The organism is Thioalkalivibrio sp. ALJ1 (assembly GCF_000745395.1).
In the GTDB taxonomy this organism is placed as follows: domain Bacteria; phylum Pseudomonadota; class Gammaproteobacteria; order Ectothiorhodospirales; family Ectothiorhodospiraceae; genus Thioalkalivibrio.
The window spans coordinates 1817595-1841303 of sequence record NZ_KN050684.1; the positions used below are offsets into that span (position 1 = coordinate 1817595).

Here is a 23709-nt window from a genome sequence, read left to right on the forward strand (position 1 = left end):
CCTCGCAGCCCGCGACCGCGGCCTACCCCGGTGCCACGCCGCCGGGAACTGTAGCCGGAACTCTCCGAGTACAGTTGGTTAACGGCCGATTTGAGGCGAACTTTAGCGCGCGGGTGATGGGGGTTAACGCTCGCGTGGAGGCTCGTTCGGCGGGCCCCAGAGCGCGTGCAGGCGTTCCTCGCGGCCGCACTGCGCCACATAGTCGGCATAGCGTTCCGGGTGCTTCCGGTAGTAGTCCTGGTGCACATCTTCGGCCCGGTAGAAGGGCTTCGCGCCGAGGATTTGGGTGGCGACCGGCAGGTCAAACCGCTCCGAGCGGTCGAGTGTGTCGCGTGAGGCCACGGCAATCGCCCGCTGCTCGGCATCCTGCGCAAAGATGGCGGTCCGGTAGTGAGCGCCGCGATCACAGAACTGCCCATGGGCATCCGTCGGGTCGATGCTGCGCCAGAAGATATCCAGGATCTCGGCGTAGTCGATACGTGACGGGTCGTAGACGATGCGTAAGGCCTCGACGTGGCCGGTCTTTCCGGTCACGACTTGCCAATAGGAAGGGTTGAGGGTGTGGCCTCCTGTATACCCCAGTTCGGTCTCGAGGATTCCATCGCGCCCGTCAAAGGGCGGCTGCATGGACCAGAAGCAGCCACCCGCCAGCACCGCTTGTGCGGGCTCTTCTGCCTGGACCGGGGCGGTCAATGCGAGCAGCACGAGTGTGGCAAACCAAAATGTACGACTGATGGGCATGGGGTTTATCGAAGGATGCGCTATAGCCTGTCGGACTAGGACTCGGATAAAAGGTGCCCATGCTCCCATCCGTTGACGGTCAGGAGCGCGCACTGTCGTGTGGGGCCGAGAGTCTTTCGCGGGTGGTGCCCCCTTGCACAGTCTGGATTACAGCGGCGCCGGTGAGTGACGAGTAAAAAGGGCTAACCTTACGTGCGCGTATCGTGAGGGATTGAGGAGACGGATTCCACCACGAGATTCGCGCCTTCGCGGATCTCGTTAACGATGTCCTGGACGGCCTTCACCTGCGTGCCGGCCTGTTCGGCGACGCTGCGAACGGTGTCGATGCGCGCGGCGATTTCGCGGGTACGGTCCAGGTTGCCGTTGAGTACCTCGGCGATACGGGTTGTGGCTTCACGGGTGTTGGCGGCGAGCCTGCGCACCTCTTGGGCGACCACGGCAAAGCCGCGTCCCTGCTCGCCCGCGCGCGCCGCCTCGATCGCGGCGTTAAGCGACAGCATCCGGGTGGTCTCGGCCACGGTGCGGATGGTCTCGATGATGGATTCGATGTCGCGCGCCTCGGCGTTCAGGCGCTCGACCGCGTCCTGGGCCGCGCGGACTTCGGTGCGGATCTGGTCGGTGTGTTGGGCGTTCAGCCGCAGCGACTCTTCGCCATTGTGGGCGCTTTCCGCGGTCTTCCGGGCCATGTCGTGGGCGACAGACGAGGCCTCTCGGGTACGCTGCGCCGTATGCACGCTGGCAGTGATGTCGGTCGCGAACTTGATGACCTTCTCAACCCGGCCCTGCGGGTCGAGGATCGGGTTGTAGGTGGCCTCTAGCCACAGCTCCTCGCCGCTGGCCTTGAGGCGTCGGAACTTGCCGCTCACGAAACGGCCGCGTGCCAGGCGTTCCCAGAAATCCGGATGTTCGCGATAAAAGGCGTCGTCGCAGAAGAGGCGATGGTGTTGGCCCTGAATCTCTTCGCGGCGGTAGCCAACCGCCTCGAGGAAGTTGTCGTTGGCCTTGAGGATCTCGCCCCCCGGGGTGAATTCGATGACCGCCATGGACCGATCCAGGGCGGTGAAGACCGCGGCCTGGTCGCGTAGCTGCTCCTGTTTCTCGGTGACGTCGTAGGCGATCTTGGCGATCTTCTCCACCTGCCCCTGAGCATTACGTACCGGGAAATAGGTGGCCTCCAGCCATAAGGTTTCGCCGTCATGCGTCACTCGCGGGAAGGTACCGGACTGGGGCTCCCCGGTCGCCAAGCGGCGCCAGAAGTCGCGGTACGGCATGGAGCGGGCGTACTCGGGACTGCAGAACATCCTGTGGTGCTGGCCAAGGACCGCCTCGCGTGCATGCCCTACAGTCTTGAGGAACAGATCGTTGGCCTCGAGGATCTGGCCGCGTGGGGTGAATTCAATGTACGCAACGGCCTCGCGGATGGCCTCGAGCACAGGGGTATAGGCTTCGGTGGTTGGGGGGAGGGCAGAAATGGATGACATGACGAGCTCCTTGGACAAGGGATACGGCACTCGCCGTTGCAATGAATGTACAGTACTTGTACAAGTAAAGTACAGAAATTTTATTCAGGGAGCCAGGTGATGATCAAGCGAATCAGGCAAGGGGGGTGGATCACGGTGCTGGGGTTGGCACTCTCGGCCCTGATGGCCGGGTGCGGCGGAACTTTCCCGAAGGCCGATGCAGACCGGCCCGTAGAAGATGGCTTCAGCGCACAGACCCTTTTTCAACAAACACTCGCGGCGCACGGCGGTGACCTGCGCGAGTACGAGGGTGATCTGAACCAGGCAACCGATGGCGAGTGGGGGCGCATGATCCAGCGTATCCAGCCGTTGGTTGCAGATGGTGGGTACCGCGGTCAGGGCGAGGAGCGCTATCGTCCCGCGGACGGCCTGTACGCGATTCATTACACCGGTCCCGAGGGCACCAAGACCGTGATTCGCGGCGACGGTGACTTCCGGGTGTACTACGACGGTGAGCGCAGCGACGACCGCGAGAAAATCCGGGCGAGTGCGATGACCACCGATGCGGGGGAGCTCTTCCACTACGGACCCAGTTTCGTGAAGCATCGCGCTACGGCCATGGCGCGGCTGCCGAACCAGCGTGAGGGCGGTATGGAATATCGTCGTTTGCTGGCCACGATCGAACCGGGGTTTGGTGAGGCCGAGTCGGACCAGGTGGTGATGTGGATCGACCCGGAGACCGACCTGCTGTATCGCGTGCATATCACCCTGAACGGCTTTGGTCCCACGCAGGGGGCGCACGTCGACACCACCTTCCTCGAGTATGACGAGATCGCGGGTTTCACCCTGCCCACGCGCTTCGAGGAACGGGTGCGCGGGCCGCTACGCCTTTTCGTGCACGAATGGTGGGTGACCGGTCGCGATGCGGATCGCGGCTGGGAGGCCCGTGACGTTCGCGGCCCGGAGTTTTCGGGCACAGCCGCACCCGCCGCGGCGCATCCCGAGGCCCCCTGAGGGCAGGGTGCATGCCATAATCGCTACGCGATGAGCGAAGCTGAAAACAAACCGACGGAACCCCAGCATGCTGCCGATCTGCAGGATGGCCCGGACCGGACGCGGTCTGGGGGTGATGGCTGTGACTGGGGGAGCTGCTCGGCCGAGCCTTATTGGCGAGAGGTAGCGGAAGACCTCGAGTCCATACCCGATCCGGACCCTGGTCCCGACGAGGCATCATCGAACGATCCGGACGCCTGAAAGCGCCGCACGGTCGCGAGGGCCGTGCGGCGGCTGTAGTCGTGAATCTTCCAGTGATCGGGCATCCAGCCGACCAGGAAGCGGTAGAAGTCGGCCTGGGCGATGGGAAACAGGCTGCGCCACTCGCGTTCGATCGCCTCAACATTCCCGATGTCATGACGCTCGCGCAAGGCCTGGCGCAGGGTGGTGAAGTAGCCGTCCAGCAGCCCGGGCTCCCAGGTCTCCTGTTCGTGTTCGTCCAGGCAGCTCCCGAGGAAGTAGGCCACGTCGCGCATGCCGCAGCCGCCCCCGACGTACTGGAAATCGACCGCCGCGACGGCATTGCCTTCCGGTGCAAAACAGAAGTTGGCGACCTTGGCATCGCCGTGCACCAGCGAGCGGTAGCGAGCGCCGGTCAGAGCGGCGTCGAGCGCGGCCGCGGTTTCGCGGATCGTGGCGTCCTCGATCGCGGCCCATTCGTCCGGGCGGGTTGCCAGGTGCCAGTAGCTCCCTTCGGGCCACAGGCCCTCGGGGTTGACCCCCATGAAGCGCGCGTGGAAGCGTGCGAGCCAGTCGAGACAAAGTCTCGTTTCGACACGGGTCAGGTGGTCCTTGCGCAACGGGAAGCCGCTGGCGTCCAGGTCTTCGAGCAGGATCAGGTGCTCATCACCGTGGGTGGCCGCGGCCAGACACTCGGGTACGCGGCTACTGGCGGCGCACTGGCCGGCCCAGTCGCGGTACCAGGCCATTTCGACCTGGTAGGAGTGGACCTTGCGCTGATGCGAGCGGTCGTTGCTCCAGCCGCGAGGGTGGTCCAGCTCGTCCGGGAAGACGATGTGCTTGAGGATCACGGTCGGCCGTTTGGCCCCTTCGAGGCGGTAGCGGACGATCTCGCCATACCCGCTCCAGAGCGTCTGGATCACGTGGTCACGGACTGCGCTGCGGGCCCCTGTGGACTGCAACACGAAACGGTTCGCGGCGTCCGTCATCACCGATCGGGCAGGGCGCGACAGCTCCAGAACACACCCACCATCTCGAGCATGGCCGCATCGTCGCGGGTCCAGAACACGATGTCGTCAGTCGGGTTGGCGTAGCGCCCGCCGTAGGCGGTCTCGGTGGCCTGCAGCCGGGCGCGGGCACCGTTGAAGGCCAGTATCGCCTGCTCGCCTTCGAAGGTTGCGGTGAGTTCCGGCCCGTACGCGCAGACGTAGGCGACCTCGCGCGGGGTGTCATCCCCGCGTGGCAGTGCGCTGCAGCCGGCTGCCAGCATGACCCCGGCGATCATCATTATTTGTGCGCGCACGTGTGCTCCCGAGCTGATATGGCCGTACCGGATGATGCCGGTCCTGTGGATGTCGTGGTGCCTGATACTCGCGCCCGTCATTTTGGCCATCAAGGCCGGGTTCTGGACCTCGGCGAAAGACGGCGCCAAAAGGGTTTTGGATCCGCGAGGCACGCCCAGAGTCTGGCACATAGGGCTGGAAGTTTCGGGAAATACGGGTGGACTTAGTGGCTACTGCGGTCGTCAGGTGAGCCTTCGAGATCCGATTCGGAGTCGTTCAGTGGATCGTGGTCATCGTATTGCCGGCGTAGTTGCCGGTCGTGTTCCGCAGGGTCGGTGATTGATCGGTCGGTCTGCACGTTGCGCACTACGAGAAAGGTCCACAGCGAGGCGAATGCCCAGAGGAACAGGCCGATTGCGAGTGGGAAGCCTCCGTAGTCGGAAGCTTCGGGCAGCCCGGTCACCAGGGCGTAGGTGATGGAGGCGAGCGCGGTGGCCCAGACGATGGCGATCGGCGCCGCACAACTGTGAGCGGCGGCGCCGTAGCGGTAGGCACCGACGGGTGGCAGGACCAGTCCAAGGAGGTAGTAGAGGGCGGGCTCCCGAGTGGGGTCGTGCAGGCTGGTCATGTCTGTCTATACCCCTAAGGGTGTGCAGATCGTCTGAGTCTGGTCCGAACGGGCGGGATTTTCCAGCTCGTGACATTCCGTATCCGGCAAGAATCGGGGCAGGTCACGGAATCGCGGTCTTCCGGGGGCATGCGTTCCACCCAGTCATCAATGCTGGTCCGGCCGAGCAGCGCCTCAATCGAGTGGCCAATGTAGGCAAATCTGCGCTCATGGCGTGACAATCCTTTACCATCGCCTACGGGGCATTCTTGGAAAGGGCGAAAGGTTGGAGGGGAAGCCTCAACCCGCAGCCAGGGGCTGAATTCGCAGCTCGATGCGCGGGGATGTCGTCGTAGTGTCGGTGTCGACGGTATGGGACTCCGAGTCGTTTACACGGAGCACCAGGCGCTCAGGGGCCACGCCGGTTTGCTCCAGTCGGCGACCGGCGGCGAGGGCGTCGTCCTCCGACCTCTGGGGATCAGATTCTGACGCACCCAATGCGTTGTCATGGGCAATCACGGTGATCAGGCTGGCACGAAACTCGTCGAGTACCCGGCCGATGGTGTCCAGAGTGCGCTCGTGATCTTCCGGAGTGGCGTCGGCCGAGAGTTGCACGCGGATGCCGGGATCCTGATGGTGAATTGCGACGTCCTGGCCCGCGAGTTCCTGGCGCAGTCGGGCTCCGAGCACATCCATGTAGTAGCCGAGGCGGTCGGGTTCCAGGGTCTCGTGGCCGCTTGTGCGCAGGGCAGTCTGGCGTTCGCTCTCGGCAGTCTCCGTACGGGCGATTTGCAGATCCTCGTCGAGTTCGGCGGGCGGGTCGGGGTCGGCTTCCGGGCTGGCGCTGGGGGTAGCCTCGGTTTCCGCCGGAGACGCGGGGGGGGCGGACGCTTGGGGTTCGGGGGCCGCAGGTTCGTCGACCTCCTCCGACCCGACTGGCAACAGGGCACAGCCGCTAGCCGTCATCGTCAGCAACAGGGCGGCGGCCAGGTTGCGTGCTGCGGTCCGGGATACTCTGGCTGGGGTCATGCTCTCCTCAGTGTTGTTGACACCAGGTGCTGAAGGCCTCGGCCGACAGGGGGCGACTGAAGTGGTAGCCCTGACCCCCGTCGACGCCCTGTTTACGCAGCCAATCCACCTGGTGGGCCGATTCGACGCCCTCGGCCACGATGTGCAGATCGAGGGAGCGCGCCATCTCGATAATATGCCCGATGACCTGGCTGGTGACTGCCTCGTGGGCAATGGCATCGGAAAAGGATTTATCGATCTTCAGTGTATCCAGTTCGAAGCGCTCGAGGTAGGCAAGGCTGGAGTATCCCGTTCCAAAGTCGTCGACCGCGATCCGGTGGCCGCGGCGGCGTAACTCGCGCAGGCGTGTGCGCACCTCGTCGCTATTCAGGAGCGAGCGCTCGGTTAGCTCCAGCTTGATGGAGTACGGTTCAATGCGGGCCTCGCGCAATGCCGTGCGCATCGCATTGCCGAAGCGATCAGAGGCGAGGTCCTGACCGGTGATGTTCAGGTTGATCGACAGCTCGGGGTGATCGCGAAGGGTGCCGGCCTGGTCGCGCAGGATCGCCCGCAGGATCGCCAGGGTAAGATCGGTGGCCTGGCCGGTGTCCTCGGCGAGGGGAATGAAGACATCCGGCTGGATCGTTTCGTCGCCCTCGCGGTGCCAGCGAGCAAGGGCCTCGGCACCCCGACAACGGCCGTCGGCGAGGTCCACGATAGGTTGGTATTCCACGCTAAGCCGGTCCTGCGCGATGGCCTCGCGCAGTTCGCTGGACAGGCTCAGGTGGCGACGTAGGTAGTGTAGAACCAGGAGCAACCACAGGATGACCAGTAGCAGGCCGAACACGCCGGCGACGACCAGCGTCGGGAGGTAGCGGTCCCAGAAGGCCGCCAGCGGCTGTACGGCGATAACATCAATCGGGAATAAAGTCCCTAGCGAGAAACGGCTGACGATACGGCTCTGCGAACGATCGACGGAAAGGCCTGGGTTCGCGTCGTCGAGTGATGGCAGCTCGGCATCGTGAGGGTGGCGGCTCATCGGAAGCCCCTCCACCCACAGTCCAACCTGCTGCGAGTCCAGCAGGCCGGGACTCATCAGCAGGCGCGGGTCGATGGCGACATCGTGCTGGCCAAACCGCATCAGGAACAGCTCCACACCCCCCACGGCCGTGTCCGCACTGGGCCACCAGGCAATCACCCCGGTGTCATAGATGCGGCTGGCGCGCGGTGGGGTCAGGGCATCGCCCTGCACGAACCCGGCGCCGCACTCCCGTTCGGCGGCTCGCCAATAGCCGATGGCGCGCACGTGGGGGCGGGCCATCGCCGCGTCCTGCAACTGTTCAAGGTGCTCGGGAGAGCAGGGTTCGAGCCCCAGTTGATTCAGGTGGTCCAGCAACTCGTGGGCATCGACTAAGGCCGTTTCGGTCTGCTCCCCCAATCGCTGAGACAGGTCGGCGAGGCGTTTCTCTTCGGCGACGACGGATTCCTGCCACAGGAACCACCCCAATGCCGTAAGCGGCAGCAGGATTCCCAGCAGTGCCGCTGCGGAGATCGAGATCAGGACCTTGTCGCGTCGGGTGATCATGGTGGCCGTGGAAGAAGCGAAACATTTGGATATTAACATGCGGTTGGGTGGATACCGGCTTAGGCCCGAAGCATTCGTGCCGCGCGCTGGCCGGTCTATGCTTGGGATGAGGCCTGATCTCTTGGGGGTGTCCCATGAACGCACGTTTGGAGCAGCGACCGCCCGGGAAACCATTGGATCCAGCGGCTGAACCGCTCCATAGTCGCCTCAGCATGCACGAGGGCGTGACCGCGGCCTGTGATTGTTGTTCCTGCGAGGCAGAGCCCTACTGGGTCGAGGTCGCCGGCGACCTCAGGATCGAGCTGGGCCCGGTCCAGGGTGTTCAGGGGCGCGAGGACTAGTCGCAGGAACCGATGGAGTTGCGGGCGCAGAAACGCCCATCAATCCAGATGCTACGACCCAGGTGCGCCCCGTCCAATCGAGCGCCGGCAAGATCTGCGCCGGTCAGATTGGCGTGTTCAAGATTGGCATTTTCGAGGTTGGCACCGGTTAGTCGGGCGTTGATCAGGTCGGCACCCGTCAGGTTCGCTGCACCGAGCTCTGCTCGGTCCAGGGCCGCCAGGGTGAGGTCGGCGAAGCGCAGGTCGGCATCGGTCAGCCGTGCTTCGTGCAGGCGGGCCCCGGCCAGGCGGGTATTGTGGAGCGAGGCCCCGCGCAGGTCGGCTTCGCGCAGGTCGGCCCCGGCCTTGTCGCAGTAGTTCCAGTTCACGCCCGGTGCGGCGGGCTGGTCGCAGTCGGGGCCTGGGTCCTGTTCGAACTGCAAGGCAAAACCGATCAGCACCGCGAGTGCAATCACCACGCTGGCCGCCCCTGCGATCCAGGGACGCGGGCCGTGCATCCACTGACTCCAGGGGGGGAGGGGGCGCTGCAGAATTTCGAGCCATTGCTGGCGGTGTACCAGGGCTTCCGGTGACTCGGGACAGCGCCGATCGCCCTTGCGACGCTCGCCGGTCTGTGCGGGTGGGTCGTCGTGGCGGCGCTCGCGGAGCCGTTCGTCTTCCCGCAGGCGGGCCTGTTCCAGGCGCTCGCGTCCTTCGGGCGTGTGCGCGTTCTGGAGCTCTTCGGGGATCAGGTGCGGGCGCTGGTCTATGCGCCACCAGGTCTCGCGGTCGAGGCTGACTTGGTCCCGGGGGTGGAGGCGCCCAAGGATCAGGAAGCGACCGATCTGACGCTGCGGGTAGGGGCCGCACACCTGCCCGTCACGGTGGGTGTACCACAGTTCGTAACGCCCCTCGCCGGATTCCGGTGGCGGGGTGTTGGGTTCATGCTGGGTATCCGGGGGGTCGCTGCTCACGGAGTCCACGCGCTGGATGGTGCCGCCGCGTCCTTGCTGGCGGATGCCCGGAGTATAGGGCAGATCGGCGCAAGGGAACGTGGACTAGTTCGTGTCTCGCAAAGCGGTGAGTGCCGCACGCAGCTCTTCGGCTGCGGGCTCGGCGTTCGCCATGATTTCATCAATGCGGTTGAAATGGAGCAGGCGAATCGTGCCGGTGTCCGGCGCCAGGTACAGATCGGGTGGGTCCAGTCTGATCATGTGCCGGATAATGGAGCTCTGCATGATGCTGAAGCTCTTGAACAGGATGTCGGTGATGCCGAGGGACGCGGTATCGTTGTGTGCGCCCGTTCCGGACACGTCGACGGCGATGACGTAATCATGGCCGTTTTGGAGCAGGTTGTAGGGGAGTGGGTTGGACGCCCCGCCATCGATCAGGTAACGGCCATCGTCGCCCCGAACCGGTTCGAATAGGCCCGGTACCGCCATGCTGGCCTCGATCGCTTGGAACAGGTTGCCTTCGTCGATCACCACACTTTCACCGGTGTGGAGGTCAGTGGCAACGACCGCAAAAGGGATTCCCAGGTCACCAAAGTCGCGGGCGTCGGTATGCGCCGCGAGCAAGCGCAGGAACTCGCCGGAATCCATCAGGGCATTGCGCCCCAGCCGCAAAGGGATCAGGTCCAGGAGTCGGATGTCAGAGCGCGCCAATCCCGTCAGGGCGTTCAGTTCGGATCCGGCGAAGTCATCGAATATATCCAGGATTTCGTTGGCGCTCAGCCCGGCGGCGTAGAGACCGCCGATCACGGTCCCGATGCTGCTTCCGACGATGCGGTCGGGCTGGATGTCCAGATCGTCAAAGACTCGGAGCATGGCGATATGGGCAAGCCCAGTTGCGCCACCGGATCCGAGCGCCAGCCCGATTTCGTGCGGTAGCGGATTGCGCTCATCGGCTGTCGCGATGGTGGGCGTGACCAACAGGCTACAGGCCAGCAACACAACGGACGCGAATCTCATGGGATAGTGTCCTTTTGCGCAACACGCGATGGGTCTACCGTGAGCCTGAATCCGCCGGGGAGCAAGTGATGGAGCGACAAGAGAGGCTTGGTCCAGAAGGCTCCGGGGTTGCGATTCCGCGAGGCTTCAAATGGGCCTATCTCGCCTTTGTGGTCGTGTTGGTGCCGGTGTACGCGCTGGAACACGGCTGGCTTAACTTTCTGTGGTTCTCCAACGTGGCGTTATTGGGTGGGCTGCTGGCGGTCTGGCTGGAGAGCCGCCGGATTGCGAGCATGATGCTGGTGGCCGTGGTGCTACTGGAACTCGGCTGGGTCCTGGACTTTATGTTGAGCATGGTGATCTGGGGCTGGGCGCCGCTGGGGATTGTGCATTACATGTTCAACCCGGAGATTCCCCTGTTCGTACGCCTGTTGTCGCTCTATCACCTGCCGCTGCCGTTTGTGCTGATCTGGCTGGTGTGGCGGCTAGGCTACGACCCAAAGGCCTGGCGCTATATGGTGGTGCTGGGCCTGGGGGTCTTGTTGCTGACCTTCGTGTTGGCGACGCCCGAGCGCAACGTGAACTGGGTGCTTGGCCCTGGCGGCCAGGAACAGGCCTGGATGCACCCGGTTGCCTGGCTGATGGTGGTCATGGCGTTTTGTGCGGGGGTGTGGTGGGTCACCCATCGTTTGGCCAGCTGGCTGCTGTCTCGGTTCGGTCGCGCCCGTAGTCTGCAGGACGGGGCATGATCGAGACCATGCCTGTCGCGCGGGTCGGGCCGGTCGAACCGGGTGCGTTCCTGAGGCAGTACGAGGCAACGGCGCAGCCCGTGAACCTAGAAGAACTGACCCGCCATTGGCCGGCGCGGGCGCGCTGTACGGTGGACAACCTATTGAGAGATCACACCTAGGGAGACGCGGATTGAATTGCGCGTTCGCATTGATGCGGTCTTCTCGGCGTAAGATCAGGGGATAGGGTCGGTTTTCTTCTGGCTGGAACGGAGGTGCTGCCGTGAGTGACGCCCTGCATGTTGTCTGCCCGCACTGTGATGCGGTCAATCGCATCCCTGCGGCCCGTCTGGATGCGGGCCCGAAGTGCGGGCAGTGTCATCGGCGCCTTTTTACAGGCGAGCCGCTGGAATTGACCACAGCAAATTTCCGCCGCCACCTTGAGCGTAACGACATCCCGCTGCTGGTGGATTTCTGGGCGCCCTGGTGCGGCCCCTGCAAGATGATGGCCCCGCAGTTTCGCCAGGCTGCGAGTGATCTGGAGCCGATGCTGCGCCTGGCCAAGGTGAACACCGAGGCCGAGCCGGGGCTGGGCCAGCATTTCGGGATCCGCAGCATTCCGACCCTCGCACTGTTTCGCGGTGGGCACGAGGCAGGGCGTCAGGCGGGTGCGATGGGGGCGGCGGATATCGTACGCTGGGTGCGCGGCCGGTTATAGCCCGGGCCGGGGTTTCAGCTCATGCGTCGCCAGGCCTCGTGGCCACAGCTCATGCAGTGGTATTGCGCCTCGAAATGGCCCGGATCGTTGGCGAGTTCGCGGATGGTGCCTTCCTGGAAGGTGAAACTGCGCAGGGTGCAGCGCGGGCATTTCTCGACCGGGTCGCGGGGTGCTCGCGGTTCTGCGGGGGCTGATGGGTTCGGGGTCTCGCCGGACGCGGCCGCTTCTTCCATCGCCTGATTCAGGTCTCGGGTGAGTTCAGCAGTCAGGCGATGGGCGGACTCCGTTTGATCCGCGCGGGCCATGCTCTCCAGGTCAGCCAGGCGGTCTCGGATCTGTTTCAGGCGGGTTGCGAGTTCGTTCACGAGCGTCTCCAGAGTAATATGCCGAGCATAGCCGGTTCACGTGCGATTCAATCAGCGTCTCCCTAGTCCAGTCGGACGACCGTGCGGCCGCGGACTTGGCCCTTTAGGATCCGCTCGCCGTAGTGCGGCAGGTCGTCCAGGGAAATCTCAGTGGTGAGGGCATCGAGGTCGGCTCCGGGGAGCAGCTGCGCCAGGCGGCTCCAGGCTGCGCGGCGCCGCGGGGCGGGGCACATCACGGAATCGATTCCCAGCAGATTGATCCCGCGCAGCAAGAACGGCAGGACTGTGGTCTGGAGTTGCGGGCCACCGGCCAGGCCGCAGGCGGCCACCGAGCGGCCGTAGGCCAGGGTGGCCAGGACGTGGGCCAGCGTGTCGCCGCCGACACTGTCGATGCAACCCACCCAACGTTCGCGCAGCAATGGTTTGTCCGGAGCGGCCGCCAGTTCGTCGCGCGGGAGCACTGTGTGGGCCCCCAGCGCCTGTAGATAATCGGTGTTTTCCGAGCGCCCGGTGACGGCAGTAACGCGGTAGCCCAGCCGCGCCAGGAGGCGGACGGCAATGCTGCCAACCCCGCCGGAGGCACCGGTGACCAGGATTTCCCCGTCGTCTGGCTGCAGGCCGCGATCTTCCAGGGCCTGGATCGCCAGCATGGCGGTGAAACCGGCGGTGCCGACTGCCATGGCTTGGCGTGCGCTGTAGCCCTCCGGTTGCGGCACCAGCCAGTCGCCCTGGACACGGGCCCGTTGGGCATAGCCGCCCCAGTGTGTCTCGCCGACGCGGTAGCCGGTCAGGACCACCGGGTCGCCCGGTTGATACCTCGGGTCTTCGGATTCGAGCACGGTCCCGGCGAGGTCGATCCCCGGCACATGGGGGTAATCACGGACCAGGTTGCCCAATCCCTGCAGGATCATGCCGTCTTTGTAGTTGAGGCCGGAGTAGTGAACCTGAACCAGGACATCGCCCGCGGGCAGGTCTTCGATCGCGAGATCCCGAACCTGGGCCTCAGGTTGGGGGCTGCCCTGTTCCAGTAGCAGCGCCTTGAAGGTTTCGGACATGCGGGTGGGCCTTGTTCAGATGAGGCTGAAAAGCCTATCAGACGGGGGCATTCAGGGGCGAAAGTTGCTACCTTGGGGTCAGGTCGGAGATGCACAGAAGGGATTCGGTGTCGCCGCTGGCGGGCGCGCGGCCCGAGTTCATCGGTTCCCTTTGCGAGGACGGCTATGGCGGAACAGCAGCGCCCCACTCATTTTCATTCCTTGATCATTGAACATGCCCCGGTCTGGGTGAATACCCTGGATACCGAAGGGCGCATTACCCTGTGGAATCGAACCGCCGAGCGCATCAGTGGATACAGTCGCGAGGAGGTGGTCGGCCATAAGGGGGTCTGGGACTGGCTCTACCCGGATGCCGACTATCGCGCGGCGCTCATGGTCGAGGTGCAGGCCATCATTCAGGAAGGTCGGTCCGTGGCGGGTTTGGAGTCGGTCATTCGTACACGCAGCGGCGAGAAACGCACGCTGTCCTGGCATTCACAGCAGTTTTTCGATATCGACGGTGCCCTGCTCGGGGCGAGCGCGATTGGCGAGGACATCACCCAGCGCAAGCAACTGGAAGTGCGCGCGGAACAGCAGTATCAGCTACAGGCATTGGTGTCGGCTATCTCCGCACAGTTCGCGGATCTGGAGGCGAACGAGGTGGATTCCGCGGTAGCGGACGCGCTGCACCGGCTGGGTGAGTTCTTTCGGGTAGGGCGGGCCTACGTGGTGCGCTTCCGGCCGGATCTACAGGCAATGGATCTGGTGAACGAATGGTGTGCCCCAGGGGTTACGCCGTTTCTGGACGACATGCAGGACATCCCCATGGAGGCGCATGGCTGGGTGACCCGCCAGATCCGCAAGCGGCGCACCGTGCATGTGCCTGACGTGAACTCGCTGCCCGAGGTCGCGGCCGTGGAGCAAGCCGAGTTCCGGCGACAGGGGATCGAGTCGCTGCTATTGATTCCGCTGATCAGTGACCAGAACGCCTTCGGTTTTCTCGGGTTCGATTCGGTGGCCCAACGCCGTGAGTGGAGCCCGGAGCAGATTGCGGCTTTGCAAGTGGTCGCCGACATTATTGCCGGGACGTTCGCACGCAAGCAGGCGGAGTTGGAGCTTGCGCGCCAGGCCCGGGTGGATGGGCTGACGGGCCTGGCCAACCGGCGGGAGCTCGATGCCGTATTGGAGCGCGAATGCCGATCGCGCCGGGAGGTGCGGCTCGCACTGTTGATGATCGATATCGACCATTTCAAACCCTACAACGACCGCTTTGGGCATCAGCGCGGTGACGAGTGTCTGCGTCGCGTGGCCGAGGTGTTACGGAGCGCGGCGCATCGTCCCACGGACCTGGTGGCGCGCTACGGGGGCGAGGAATTCGTCTGTATCCTTCCGGATACGTCCCTGGATGGGGCGGTGGCGGTGGCAGAAGGTGTACGTGCCGAGGTCGAGGCGTTGAAGCTGGCCCATCCGGACAATGAGTTCTATACGGTCACGGTCAGTCTCGGCGTTTGTGCGATCGCGGGGATGGGGGAAGTCGAGCCGTTGGAGATACTGGAGCGAGCGGATCAATTGCTCTACCGCGCCAAGCGCGAGGGCCGTAACCGCGTTTGCGCGGAGAGGGTGTAGAGGAACGCCTCCGCGCTCCGCGATCAGGCGGCGGGTGCGCGGACGCTATTCCTCGCCAGTGGCCCGAGTTGGGCGTTCGCGGAGATCGGCGGAACGGCCGTCCCCACGTTCCAGCAGGGTCACGACGGGTGCCGATTCGCTGTCCTCGCTGACCAGTTGGTCACCCTCCATCCAGGGCGGCGGCAACTGTGGGCGCATGTCCTGCACCTGAGCCAGGTTCGGGAATTCCACCTTGGAGAACAGCTCGGCGGCCGACTCTTGCGCTTGCGGATTCTGCAGGGTCAGCACGATGCCGGTGGCCAGAACCAGCAGGGAAAACTGGAAACGCTGGTCGCTATAGGTGGAACGGGAACGAAGCAGTTGGAGCATCGATGTTCTCTTTCAGAGCTTTCTTGATACGACAGTACGCCCGGACCGGGGTTTCGATCAAGCTGTCCGGGCGGCGTGCGGGGTTTTGCGGGTCCTGCACGCCCTGCGGTTGGGCGGGGATCAAGCGGTTCTTCGGCACACCATGAAGATCTCTTCTACCCCGTTGGTGGGGACCATTCCGGGGTTGAGTTCCAGGGGCTTTTGCAGGCGCAGGCCGAGGGGCATCAGAAAACGATTGTAGACCTTCATGGCGACGTTGCGGTGGCGCCTCATGAACCACATGCCCAGGTCGTTGATCCACGAAGATCGCGGCTTCATGCCAAAGATTGCGCTGTGTTCAATCTGCAGGTGGTGGCGGTCCAGCAAGGCGATGAGCGCCTCCGGCTCGTAACGCCGGTAGTGTCCCACGATCTCGTCGAAGGGCGTCCAGTATTCCGGATGCAGCGGAGTCGACAGGAGGATGGTGGCTCCCGGTGCCGCGACGCGGGAGAGTTCGGACAGGGCCGCCTCGTCGTCTTCGACATGCTCGACGATGTCCAGGGCGCAGATCAGGTCAAAGCTGTCATCGGCGTAGGGAAGGGCCGAGATAGGGGCCGTTCGGGTCACTCCGCCTTCGCGCTTAAGCGCCGACAGGGCCGGACGGCTGATGTCCACAAAATGGGTATTGGCGATCGGCAGCCGTGGACGCATTCCTGGTCCAACCTCCAGGCGCCGGGCATGTGAGTCCGCTAAACCCGAGACGAGATCCCAGGTATTGAAGCGATCCGGGCCAACCAGACGCGCATCGGTCCACAGGCTGTCGTAGAAGCGCTGGTTGATGTCACCGACGTCTGGCTTTTCGCGCGAGGCGGGATCGTGGATCACATGGAACTCAATCTTGTATGTACCTGAGCAGTGTAACGAAGCTGTTCGGGGGCCACAGGATGTCTGGCCAGTGCTGGACTGTTCGCGCGACGCCGTTCGCGTTTTTCGCGCGGACTGAGTGGAGGGCTGTGGCCAATCCGGTCAGGGGTGGTCTTGTTCAGGAGAACCGCCGCTGGATCTGATAGCGCAGGGCGGCCCCTAACAGGAGCAAGACAGCAAGTGCGAACAAGGGCAGCAGGGCTTGTGGTTGCAGGGCCTCGTCCGCTTTGAGGGCGTCGGTGGCGCCATGCACGGCCATGACGTAAACCGACCATTTGATGGCGAGCCCGACGGCAGCGGCCAGCATGAACCAACGTACGGGGAGGCCCAATGTGCCTGCCGCGTAGTTGACCATGGCGTGGGGGAATCCGGGGAGCACACGGAGCGCGATCTGCGTTGTCAGCCCACTGTGTCGCCGCAGGAACTTCGCCAGCCAGGGCTCATCGCCGCTGTGGCGATCGGCTTTTCGGGCCAACCGGGCTGACAGGCGGTAAGCACCCCACGCCCCGCTCAGGCTGCCCAGAAGCAGAAGGCTGACCGCGACGATGGGTGGATGAAAAGGGGCGATCAGCCAGAATATCAGCGTCCCGGGTAATGCAAACGTCAGCATCAGGCTCATCAGGACCACGAGCCCGGCTGTGGCCCAGGGTCCCCCTGCGAGGGCCTCGCCCCAGGCCAGTATGCGGACCGGGTCCCCGATCCAAAGGGCGATTGCGATCCCCAGTCCGATCAGGAATACGAGGAGACCCTGGCCGATGCGAGTAGAGGTCGCTGGAGGGGTGCGGGGGTGGGGTGATGACATCGCAGGCCTCTTACGGGGCGGAACCATGGGTTCAGGGTAGCCGACACCTTCCGGCACCATAGTGTGTCACTCGTTTACGGAGTGGATATCGTTACACTCGAGTCCGATTTGGGAATGGATCAGGCCCGGCTCGAATAGGGAGAGGTGCGTTGGCGATGAAGCTGCAGAACCGGACGGCCCACAAGATTTTGCGTGGGCTCAAGTCGCGTTACCCGGTGTTCTATTTGCTTGGCTGGGACGAGGACCGGATTGAGCGGTTGCTGCGCTCGGTCGCACGTTCGTTCTATGGCGAAGACGGCCACCTGGAAGTCTGGTCAGCCAGCCACGGGTTTGGCGAGCATGACGATCCGGATACCCCAACGACGGATCCGCTGGCGGCCGTGGCGCGGGTGGCATCTCGCGAAACCGATACGCCCCGCATGGTGCTCCTGAAGGATCTGCCCACCTGGTTCGAGGACAATCCGGCCCTGGTGCGGGGAGTGCGCGACCTTTATTACCAGTTGAAGAAGGGCCGCAACGTGGTGTTTCTCAGCTGCCCGCTGCTGAAGCTCCCCGAGATCCTGAAGAAAGAGGTCTTCCTGGTCGAGGTGGCGTTGCCCTCCGAGGAAGAGGTGCTGGAACAGCTGGAGGACACACAGGGCGCCGGGGTGATCCCGCGTGATCAGTTGTTCCGACTGGCGGCCGGGATGCGGGGTCTGTCGCTGAATGAGGTCGGGCATCTGAGCGCGCGTCTATTACGCTCCAAGGGCATGGACGAAGCCGAGATGCTGGCCGAGATTCAGGAGGAAAAGGGGCAGATCCTGCGCAAGGAGAGTTGCCTGGAGTTCTACCCCCCGCAGCAGTCGCTGGATCAGATTGGCGGGCTGGAGAACCTCAAGGAATGGGTACGTACCCGCGCCGATCTGTTTTCGGAGAAGGCCTGGCGCGACAACGTGCCGCTCCCCGCCGGGGTGCTGTTCATGGGGGTGAGTGGCTGCGGCAAGAGTATGGCGGCAAAGGCGATCGCCAGTGCCTGGGGGCTGCCGCTAGTGCGGCTGGATATGAGTCTGGTACTGTCCGGCAGTTTTGGTACGCCGGAATATGCCTTTGCCCGCGCCACCCGCATCGCCGAGGAAATCGCGCCGATGGTGCTGTGGGTGGACGAACTGGAGAATGCCTTCGGCTACGACAGCCACTCCTCGGGTAGTGGTGGCAACGCAAACATCTTCTCCAGCTTTCTCACCTGGCTACAGGAGAAATCGCCGCGTGTGTTCGTGGCGGCCACCGCGAACCGCATCCAGCAGCTCCCGGCCGAGCTGATGCGCAAGGGCCGTTTTGACCAGCTGTTCTTCCTCGACCTGCCAAACGTCGATGAGCGCAAGGAGATCCTGCGCATTCACGTCGCGCGCCACGGAGGGAGTCTCGAAGACTTCAATCTGAACTACATGGCGGCCAGCACCGAGGGTTGGAGCGGCGCCGAGATCGAACAGGCCGTGAAATCGGCCCGCATCGACGCCTATCAGGAGGGACGGGCATTCAACCAGCGTGACGTGGTCCGCAACGTGATCAATACCGTGCCGCTGTCGCGGACCATGGTAGAGCAGATTCGCGAGATCAAAAGCTGGGTGTTCCAGCGCGCGATCAACGCCTCGAAGCCGGAGGCGAAGGGGGCTGCAGCTACCACGCCGAAGTCGCCGAGCTGATTGTGATCCCGCGGCGAGGCGCTCGGAGTGACCTCCCTGCGCCTATACTCCGATCACGGGGTGAAGCCGTGGCCCCCATGATCCAGTCACGAGGCTGGTGGAGAATTGCTTATGTGGCGCAATCTTTAGCTCGCGATGGTTCTCGCGGGGGGCTTTGGCGGTCGGCGGCTGTGCAACCCATCAGGGCTCGCAGGAGCAGGCTGGAATGGTGATCGGCGGGCAGAAGGAGCAGGTGTAGGTCCGGTCTGCCGCCAGCCGGATGGCAGCTGGCGTATCCAGGGCTGACCGCCGGGCGGTGTGCGGGTTTCAGCCCATGGGTTCCGGTGCCGGTTGTCCCGATCCGGGTGGCGCGTCCTGTCCATTGCGGTCCGCATTCGAGTTCAGGGTCTGCGAGACGACGCGATCCCGGCCTTCACTTTTTGCCTGGTAGACCGCCTGGTCCGCGACCCGGAAGAGGTCGTTCATGCCAACCTCGCTCCCGGACGGACGGCTGGTCACGCCGAAGCTCCCGGTGATCGTCAGTCCGGCGGGCTGTAGCTCGCGCAGTTGCTGGCGGAGTTCTTCGGCGCGGGTGTGGGCGTCGAACAGATCGCACTCAGGCAGGATTAGCAGGAACTCCTCGCCACCGAAACGCAGGGCGACGTCCTGTTCCCGACCAGTGGTACGCAGGAGCTCACCCACGCCAACCAGGACCTCGTCGCCGACCAGATGGCCGTGCGAGTCGTTGATCTGCTTGAAGTGATCGATATCCAGCAGGATCAGGCTTAGGGCCATGTCTTCCTGGTTGGCCTGGTTAAAGAAACGCTCGGCGCATTCGGCCAGCACGTTGCGGTTGCGCAGGCCGGTGAGCGGATCAATCATCGCCAGGTCGTAGAGCTTCTTGCGCTGACTCTGGACCTCCTCGAACAGGCGCTTGTTGGCCAGGAGGTTTCCGATGCGGGCGCGTACCTCGTCCTCCAGTACCGGCTTGGTCACAAAGTCGTTCACGCCGAGCCGGAACAGCTCGGCGCGGCGGTTTTGGTCGTCGAGGCCGGACATCGCGACGATCGGCATGCTGGTCTTGTCGGGGAATTGCTGGCGCAGACGGCTTACCAGCCCCATGCCTTCGAGGATGCGGATCATCACGCGGGCGACGGTAGGGCTGTCCTCGACATACAGCAGGCGCCCCTCGTGGGCGTGTTCCACCGGTCGGCCATAGTGGGCGGCCTGGTGGAACAGGTCACGGATATTGGTCTTGTCGTGGACATCGGTGGCACCGGCTTCGAAGGCCTCCCGCCGCATGTCGTGATCCTGCGTGGAGGTCAGCAGGATCAGCGGGAGATCATGCCCGGCTGGCTTGGCTCGCACTTGACGGCAGAACTCGACGCCGCTCATGTCCGGCAGGGTGATGGAGGCGCAGACCAGCTCGAGGTCGTTCTCCTCGATACGGGCAAGGCCCTCGGCGCCGGTGCTGGCCATGATCGGCTTGTGGCCAGCAGCCAGGACCATGCGGCTCCAGAGGGCCCGAAACACGCGCGAGCGATCAACGACCAGGATCTTCATGCGTCAGTGTGGCCCCGGATTGCCGAGGATGGTGTGCCTGTCGGGCGGGGTTTGGATCCCTTCATGCGCGTCCCTGACTCCATTCAGCGGTCGGCGAGCAAGCCCCGATGATGCGCGCCTGCGCGCCGGGTATCAAACGGGCTGCTAGGTCTGGAGTAGACTGCTTCCGTGGAGCCGGGAAGAATGAACAGCGGCGATTGGAAGATCCTGGCTGGGGATGCGCCCGCCTTGTCGGTTACAGGGTCACCACCAGGGAAAAGGGACCAGGCATGAGTTACATGCGCCGTATGGGGAAGCTGCTGCGTTTCGGCAAGGCCGGCGAACGTCGCAAGAAGCGTCGCGAGGAACCGGCTCGCGGACTGCGTGTGCTGGTGGTGGACGATTCGCGGACGGTGGTGGCCTTGCTCTCCAGCATGCTCAAGCAGAATGAACTGGAAGCCGTGGGGGCCGGTAGCGCCGAGGAGGGGCTGGAACGGGCGCGGGAGAATCCGCCCGACCTGATCTTCCTGGACATTATTCTGCCGGAGATGACGGGGTTCGCGATGCTGCGTCAGCTGCGCCGTGATCCGGCGACCGCCAGGGTGCCGGTGATCATGATGAGTGGTAACGAGGATGCGGTGGAACAGTTCTTCCTCGATCGCATCGGCTCAGACGATTTCATGAAGAAGCCTTTTGGGCGTGGCGAGGTGTTTTCCCGCATCGAGCGTCTGGTGGAGAAGGGGCGCCTGCGGGCGCGCCCCAAGACCTTCTCGGGGTAGATAACACCTAGGCCCAGGGCCTCTCAGACCACTTGCCGCCGGCGCCAGTCGTCGATCTCGGTGTGCAGATGCTGCTTCGCGGTGGTGTCCAGAAACGCCGCATCGACCGCGTTGCGCGCCAGCTTTTCCAGGTCGTCCACGTCCAGCTTCAGGGCCTCGGCCGTGGCGCGGAAGTTCTCGCCCACGTAGCCGCCAAAGTAGGCCGGGTCGTCCGAACTGACGGTCACGCACAGGCCCGCATCCAGCAGGCGCTTCAGGTTGTGGTCCTCCAGGCGGTCGAAGACACACAGTTTGATGTTGGATAGCGGGCAGACCGTCAGCGGGATCTGTTCGCGGGCCAGGCGCTCCATCAGTTTGGAGTCCCGCTCGGCCTGAACCCCGTGATCGATCCGCGCGACTTGGAGCCCGTCCAGTGCCTGCCAGATGTACTCCGGCGGGCCTTCCTCGCCGGCGTGGGCCACGGCAGGGAAGCCCTCCGCACGGGCGCGATCAAACACCTTTTGGAACTTCTCCGGCGGGTTGCCCAGTTCCGCTGAATCGAGGCCGACCGCATGGATGTGTTCGCGCCAGGGGAGCGCGGCCTCGAGGGTTTCCAGTGCGCCGTCGGCGCTCAAGTGACGCAGGAAGCACAGGATTAACCGGCTGGTAATGCCGAGTTTGCGCTCGCCATCGGCCAGCGCCCGGCGGATACCGTCGATGACCGTCGCGAAGGGTACGCCGCGCTCGGTGTGCGTCTGTGGGTCGAAAAAGATCTCGGTGTGGCGGACGTGGTCCGCCAGGCAGCGTTCGAGGTAGGCCCAGGTCAGGTCGTAGAAATCCTGCTCGGTCAGCAGCACGCGGGCGCCGGCGTAGTAGATGTCCAGGAACGACTGGAGGTCATGGAACTGGTAGGCCGCTCGGACTTCCTCCACCGAGGCATAAGGCAGCTCGACGCCGTTGCGCTCGGCCAGGGCGAACATCAGTTCGGGTTCCAGAGAGCCCTCGATGTGCAGGTGCAGCTCGACCTTGGGGAGTGTGGCAATGGCGTCTTGCATGGTGGCATCCGAAGGTTGGTGGACAGGGCGCAAAGCATAGAGGGGGCATGGGGCGAACAACAGGCAGCGGCATCAGCTCAATGGCGATAGCAGCTCATTGAAGAAGCGTGCCAACAGCGCCGGCTCCAGCCACAGCATGAAGGCAATCCCCCAGGCGCCACCCCACAGGTGGGCACTGTGGTTGACGTTGTCGCGGTTCTGCCGCTGGGCGTAGAGCGAATAGCCGACATAAACCGCGGCGAACACGATCGCCGGCACCGGGATGAAAAACACGAACAGCAGCGACCAGGGTTGCAGCAGGATATAGGCGAACAGGACCGCAGACACCGCTCCGGAGGCACCCAGCGAGCGGTATCCGGGATCGCGCAGATGCCGCAGGTGGCTGGGCAGGCTGGCGAGGACAATGCCGGCCAGATAGAACAGGAAGAACCCGCCCATCCCGATCTCCGGTACCAGTACGCGCTCCATCGCCATGCCGAAGAAGAACAGCGTGATCATGTTGAAGGCGAGATGGGTGCCGTCGGCGTGAATGAATCCATGCGTTACCAGGCGCCAGTATTCGCCGCGTTGCACCGACGGCGGGTGATGGATCATCGCGTGCAGCCAGCGTGGGTTTTGCCATGCCAGCAGGGACACCACCACCGTGGCCACGACGATATAAAGGGTCATGCTGGGTTCAAAGTTCACGGTTCAATGCTCTTCAGAGGACAGGCCCGGGTCGGCAACGTACAAGGCCAGACTGTACGCCGTCTCTGGGGTTCCGTGGCTACAATAGAGGGACGGGGTACGGTAGCCCGAGTCATCCGCCAGCGGCCAACGTTCGGGACTTCCCGGTACACCGGCGTGATACCCAGCAGCGTGCGAGCGAGGCAGTGAAATGACACGAAGGATCGTGATCTGTGCGGACGGGACCTGGAATCGCCCGGAGGAAGATATCGAGTCGGATGTGCCGACCAATGTCCTGCGCCTGGCGCGGGCTATCGCGCCTACCGATGCCGCGGGTGATCCGCAGCAGGTCTTCTACGACTGGGGTGTAGGTGCCTACTACGCCAAGCTCACCGGGGGTGTGACGGGCCGGGGGATCCACAAGAACATCCAGGATGCCTATCGCTATATCGTCCAGAACTATGCACCCGGTAGCGAGATCTTCCTGTTCGGTTTTAGCCGCGGGGCGTATACCGTCCGCAGCCTGTGCGGGTTGATCAACAACTGCGGCATCCTCAAGCGCCCGGATGCGCGTCGGATCGAGCAGGCGTTCCAGCACTACAAGAAGACGGCCGCTAGCCATGCCCCGGAAGGCGAGGTTTCGCGGGCCTTTCGCCAGAAACATGCCCACCCCTCACGCGAGATCCGCTTTGTCGGGGTCTGGGATACGGTGGGGGCTTTGGGAATCCCGTTCTCGTTGCTGGGTCTGCTCGACCGCACCGACGAGTTCTACGACACCAAGCTCGGGCCGAACGTGCGCATCGCCCGCCATGCGCTGGCGATCGACGAGACCCGCGCCGACTTCGAGCCGACGCTGTGGGCGCCACGCCCAGGACTGGATCTGAAGCAGATCTGGTTCAGTGGCGTCCATGCCGATATCGGGGGCGGTTATGCACCCGATGCCAAGGGCCGCCTGGCCTCGGAGATGCCGCTGGCCTGGATGCTGGACGAGGCGCGTTTTGCCGGGCTGCAGCTGGAGGATCATTTGCCGGATAGCCTGCGGCCGCACGCTACAGCGCCGCTGCATCGTTCCCGGCGTCACATCTACCGCCTGCGCCGGACGTATCGGCGCCCCCTGCATCAGCCGGACTACCCGACTGAACTGCATCCCAGCGTGCTGGAGCGGTATCAAAAGGACACTTCGTATCGACCCGAGAACCTGAGGTCCCATCTGCAGGAGTGGGGCTGGCCCGACGCCGACTGAACCGTCGACCGATTCCCTGCAGTTGGAGGAGGGCTCGCGTGCGCTGGTGGGGT

26 protein-coding genes are annotated in these 23709 nt (G+C 64.0%); 9 read left to right on the forward strand and 17 right to left on the reverse strand.

The features are described from left to right. Window positions 1-123: 123 nt before the first annotated feature. Entirely contained in the window at window positions 124-741 is a 618-nt protein-coding gene (msrA, locus tag F462_RS10940) for a peptide-methionine (S)-S-oxide reductase MsrA (RefSeq protein ID WP_038054081.1), read from the reverse strand. Between the two features lie 188 nt (window positions 742-929). Then, window positions 930-2222: a methyl-accepting chemotaxis protein gene (locus tag F462_RS10945; RefSeq protein WP_038054084.1), complete on the reverse strand. Its 1293-nt coding sequence runs from the start codon at window positions 2220-2222 to the stop codon at window positions 930-932. A 99-nt stretch (window positions 2223-2321) separates the two neighbouring features. Between F462_RS10945 and F462_RS10950 the strand changes: the two genes are divergently transcribed. Further along, a complete protein-coding gene (locus F462_RS10950) occupies window positions 2322-3215 on the forward strand; it encodes a hypothetical protein (RefSeq protein ID WP_038054087.1) in 894 nt (297 codons plus the stop codon). Window positions 3216-3364: 149 nt separating this feature from the next. Here F462_RS10950 and F462_RS10955 read toward each other — a convergent pair whose 3' ends face one another. The 5 genes from F462_RS10955 to F462_RS10975 all read right to left on the reverse strand — a co-directional run bounded on the left by F462_RS10955 (window position 3365) and on the right by F462_RS10975 (window position 7917). Then, window positions 3365-4423, reverse strand: coding sequence for a phosphotransferase (locus F462_RS10955; RefSeq protein ID WP_038054090.1), 1059 nt, complete (start codon window positions 4421-4423; stop codon window positions 3365-3367). Next, window positions 4423-4704 carry an MliC family protein gene (locus tag F462_RS10960; RefSeq protein WP_026181525.1) on the reverse strand — a complete coding sequence of 94 codons (282 nt, stop codon included), beginning with the start codon at window positions 4702-4704 and terminating at the stop codon, window positions 4423-4425. The genes F462_RS10955 and F462_RS10960 overlap by 1 nt, the downstream gene beginning before the upstream one ends. 236 nt (window positions 4705-4940) lie before the next feature. Continuing rightward, window positions 4941-5345, reverse strand: a complete 405-nt coding sequence (locus F462_RS10965; RefSeq protein ID WP_018140777.1) for a hypothetical protein — start codon at window positions 5343-5345, stop codon at window positions 4941-4943. A gap of 279 nt (window positions 5346-5624) precedes the next feature. Then, complete coding sequence (locus F462_RS10970) at window positions 5625-6353, reverse strand: hypothetical protein (RefSeq protein WP_038054092.1); 729 nt, start codon at window positions 6351-6353, stop codon at window positions 5625-5627. Between the two features lie 7 nt (window positions 6354-6360). Next, a complete protein-coding gene (locus tag F462_RS10975) occupies window positions 6361-7917 on the reverse strand; it encodes an EAL domain-containing protein (protein WP_038054093.1) in 1557 nt (518 codons plus the stop codon). A gap of 134 nt (window positions 7918-8051) precedes the next feature. Between F462_RS10975 and F462_RS13670 the strand changes: the two genes are divergently transcribed. Further along, complete coding sequence (locus tag F462_RS13670; protein WP_156100408.1) at window positions 8052-8258, forward strand: hypothetical protein; 207 nt, start codon at window positions 8052-8054, stop codon at window positions 8256-8258. Here F462_RS13670 and F462_RS10980 read toward each other — a convergent pair. Both F462_RS10980 and F462_RS10985 read right to left on the reverse strand, forming a co-directional pair. Beyond that, the gene (locus F462_RS10980) at window positions 8255-9211 is read right to left on the reverse strand and encodes a pentapeptide repeat-containing protein (protein ID WP_208854139.1); all 957 of its coding nucleotides are present in this window, start codon (window positions 9209-9211) and stop codon (window positions 8255-8257) included. The genes F462_RS13670 and F462_RS10980 overlap by 4 nt on opposite strands. 84 nt (window positions 9212-9295) lie before the next feature. Next, the gene (locus F462_RS10985; protein WP_018140782.1) at window positions 9296-10207 is read right to left on the reverse strand and encodes a patatin-like phospholipase family protein; all 912 of its coding nucleotides are present in this window, start codon (window positions 10205-10207) and stop codon (window positions 9296-9298) included. A 149-nt stretch (window positions 10208-10356) separates the two neighbouring features. Between F462_RS10985 and F462_RS10990 the strand changes: the two genes are divergently transcribed. The 3 genes from F462_RS10990 to trxC all read left to right on the forward strand — a co-directional run bounded on the left by F462_RS10990 (window position 10357) and on the right by trxC (window position 11632). Continuing rightward, the gene (locus F462_RS10990) at window positions 10357-10935 is read left to right on the forward strand and encodes a hypothetical protein (RefSeq protein WP_026181527.1); all 579 of its coding nucleotides are present in this window, start codon (window positions 10357-10359) and stop codon (window positions 10933-10935) included. Beyond that, window positions 10932-11096, forward strand: coding sequence for a cupin-like domain-containing protein (locus tag F462_RS13675; protein ID WP_244270869.1), 165 nt, complete (start codon window positions 10932-10934; stop codon window positions 11094-11096). Before F462_RS10990 ends, F462_RS13675 begins: the two co-directional genes overlap by 4 nt. A 101-nt stretch (window positions 11097-11197) precedes the next feature. Continuing rightward, the gene (gene trxC / locus F462_RS10995; protein ID WP_018140785.1) at window positions 11198-11632 is read left to right on the forward strand and encodes a thioredoxin TrxC; all 435 of its coding nucleotides are present in this window, start codon (window positions 11198-11200) and stop codon (window positions 11630-11632) included. Window positions 11633-11646: 14 nt separating this feature from the next. On the opposite strand, the gene F462_RS11000 is transcribed toward trxC, so the two are convergent. Next, the gene (locus F462_RS11000; protein WP_038054096.1) at window positions 11647-11997 is read right to left on the reverse strand and encodes a hypothetical protein; all 351 of its coding nucleotides are present in this window, start codon (window positions 11995-11997) and stop codon (window positions 11647-11649) included. A 62-nt stretch (window positions 11998-12059) separates the two neighbouring features. Beyond that, entirely contained in the window at window positions 12060-13052 is a 993-nt protein-coding gene (locus F462_RS11005) for an MDR family oxidoreductase (RefSeq protein WP_018140787.1), read from the reverse strand. A 165-nt stretch (window positions 13053-13217) separates the two neighbouring features. Between F462_RS11005 and F462_RS11010 the strand changes: the two genes are divergently transcribed. Further along, window positions 13218-14657: a sensor domain-containing diguanylate cyclase gene (locus F462_RS11010; RefSeq protein ID WP_038054099.1), complete on the forward strand. Its 1440-nt coding sequence runs from the start codon at window positions 13218-13220 to the stop codon at window positions 14655-14657. A 45-nt stretch (window positions 14658-14702) separates the two neighbouring features. Here the strand turns inward: F462_RS11010 and F462_RS11015 are convergent, their stop codons facing one another. The 3 genes from F462_RS11015 to F462_RS11025 form a co-directional block, all read right to left on the reverse strand. Beyond that, window positions 14703-15026 carry a hypothetical protein gene (locus F462_RS11015; RefSeq protein WP_018140789.1) on the reverse strand — a complete coding sequence of 108 codons (324 nt, stop codon included), beginning with the start codon at window positions 15024-15026 and terminating at the stop codon, window positions 14703-14705. A gap of 120 nt (window positions 15027-15146) precedes the next feature. Next, a complete protein-coding gene (locus tag F462_RS11020; protein WP_038054101.1) occupies window positions 15147-15890 on the reverse strand; it encodes a class I SAM-dependent methyltransferase in 744 nt (247 codons plus the stop codon). A gap of 157 nt (window positions 15891-16047) precedes the next feature. Continuing rightward, on the reverse strand, window positions 16048-16731 hold the full coding sequence (locus F462_RS11025) for a TVP38/TMEM64 family protein (RefSeq protein ID WP_038054948.1): 684 nt from the start codon (window positions 16729-16731) through the stop codon (window positions 16048-16050). Window positions 16732-16880: 149 nt separating this feature from the next. Here F462_RS11025 and F462_RS11030 point away from each other — a divergent pair, with 149 nt between their 5' ends. Next, the gene (locus F462_RS11030) at window positions 16881-18413 is read left to right on the forward strand and encodes an AAA family ATPase (protein WP_038054103.1); all 1533 of its coding nucleotides are present in this window, start codon (window positions 16881-16883) and stop codon (window positions 18411-18413) included. A 306-nt stretch (window positions 18414-18719) separates the two neighbouring features. Here F462_RS11030 and F462_RS11035 read toward each other — a convergent pair whose 3' ends face one another. Continuing rightward, window positions 18720-19955: a diguanylate cyclase gene (locus F462_RS11035; protein WP_038054105.1), complete on the reverse strand. Its 1236-nt coding sequence runs from the start codon at window positions 19953-19955 to the stop codon at window positions 18720-18722. 269 nt (window positions 19956-20224) lie between these two features. Between F462_RS11035 and F462_RS11040 the strand changes: the two genes are divergently transcribed. After that, window positions 20225-20713 carry a response regulator gene (locus tag F462_RS11040; protein ID WP_018140795.1) on the forward strand — a complete coding sequence of 163 codons (489 nt, stop codon included), beginning with the start codon at window positions 20225-20227 and terminating at the stop codon, window positions 20711-20713. A 23-nt stretch (window positions 20714-20736) separates the two neighbouring features. Here F462_RS11040 and F462_RS11045 read toward each other — a convergent pair whose 3' ends face one another. Together F462_RS11045 and F462_RS11050 are read right to left on the reverse strand one after the other, a co-directional pair. Further along, window positions 20737-21747 carry an adenosine deaminase gene (locus tag F462_RS11045; protein ID WP_018140796.1) on the reverse strand — a complete coding sequence of 337 codons (1011 nt, stop codon included), beginning with the start codon at window positions 21745-21747 and terminating at the stop codon, window positions 20737-20739. Between the two features lie 72 nt (window positions 21748-21819). After that, entirely contained in the window at window positions 21820-22434 is a 615-nt protein-coding gene (locus tag F462_RS11050) for a rhomboid family intramembrane serine protease (protein ID WP_026181530.1), read from the reverse strand. 190 nt (window positions 22435-22624) lie between these two features. Between F462_RS11050 and F462_RS11055 the strand changes: the two genes are divergently transcribed. Further along, a complete protein-coding gene (locus F462_RS11055) occupies window positions 22625-23656 on the forward strand; it encodes a DUF2235 domain-containing protein (protein WP_026280158.1) in 1032 nt (343 codons plus the stop codon). Window positions 23657-23709 lie beyond the last annotated feature (53 nt).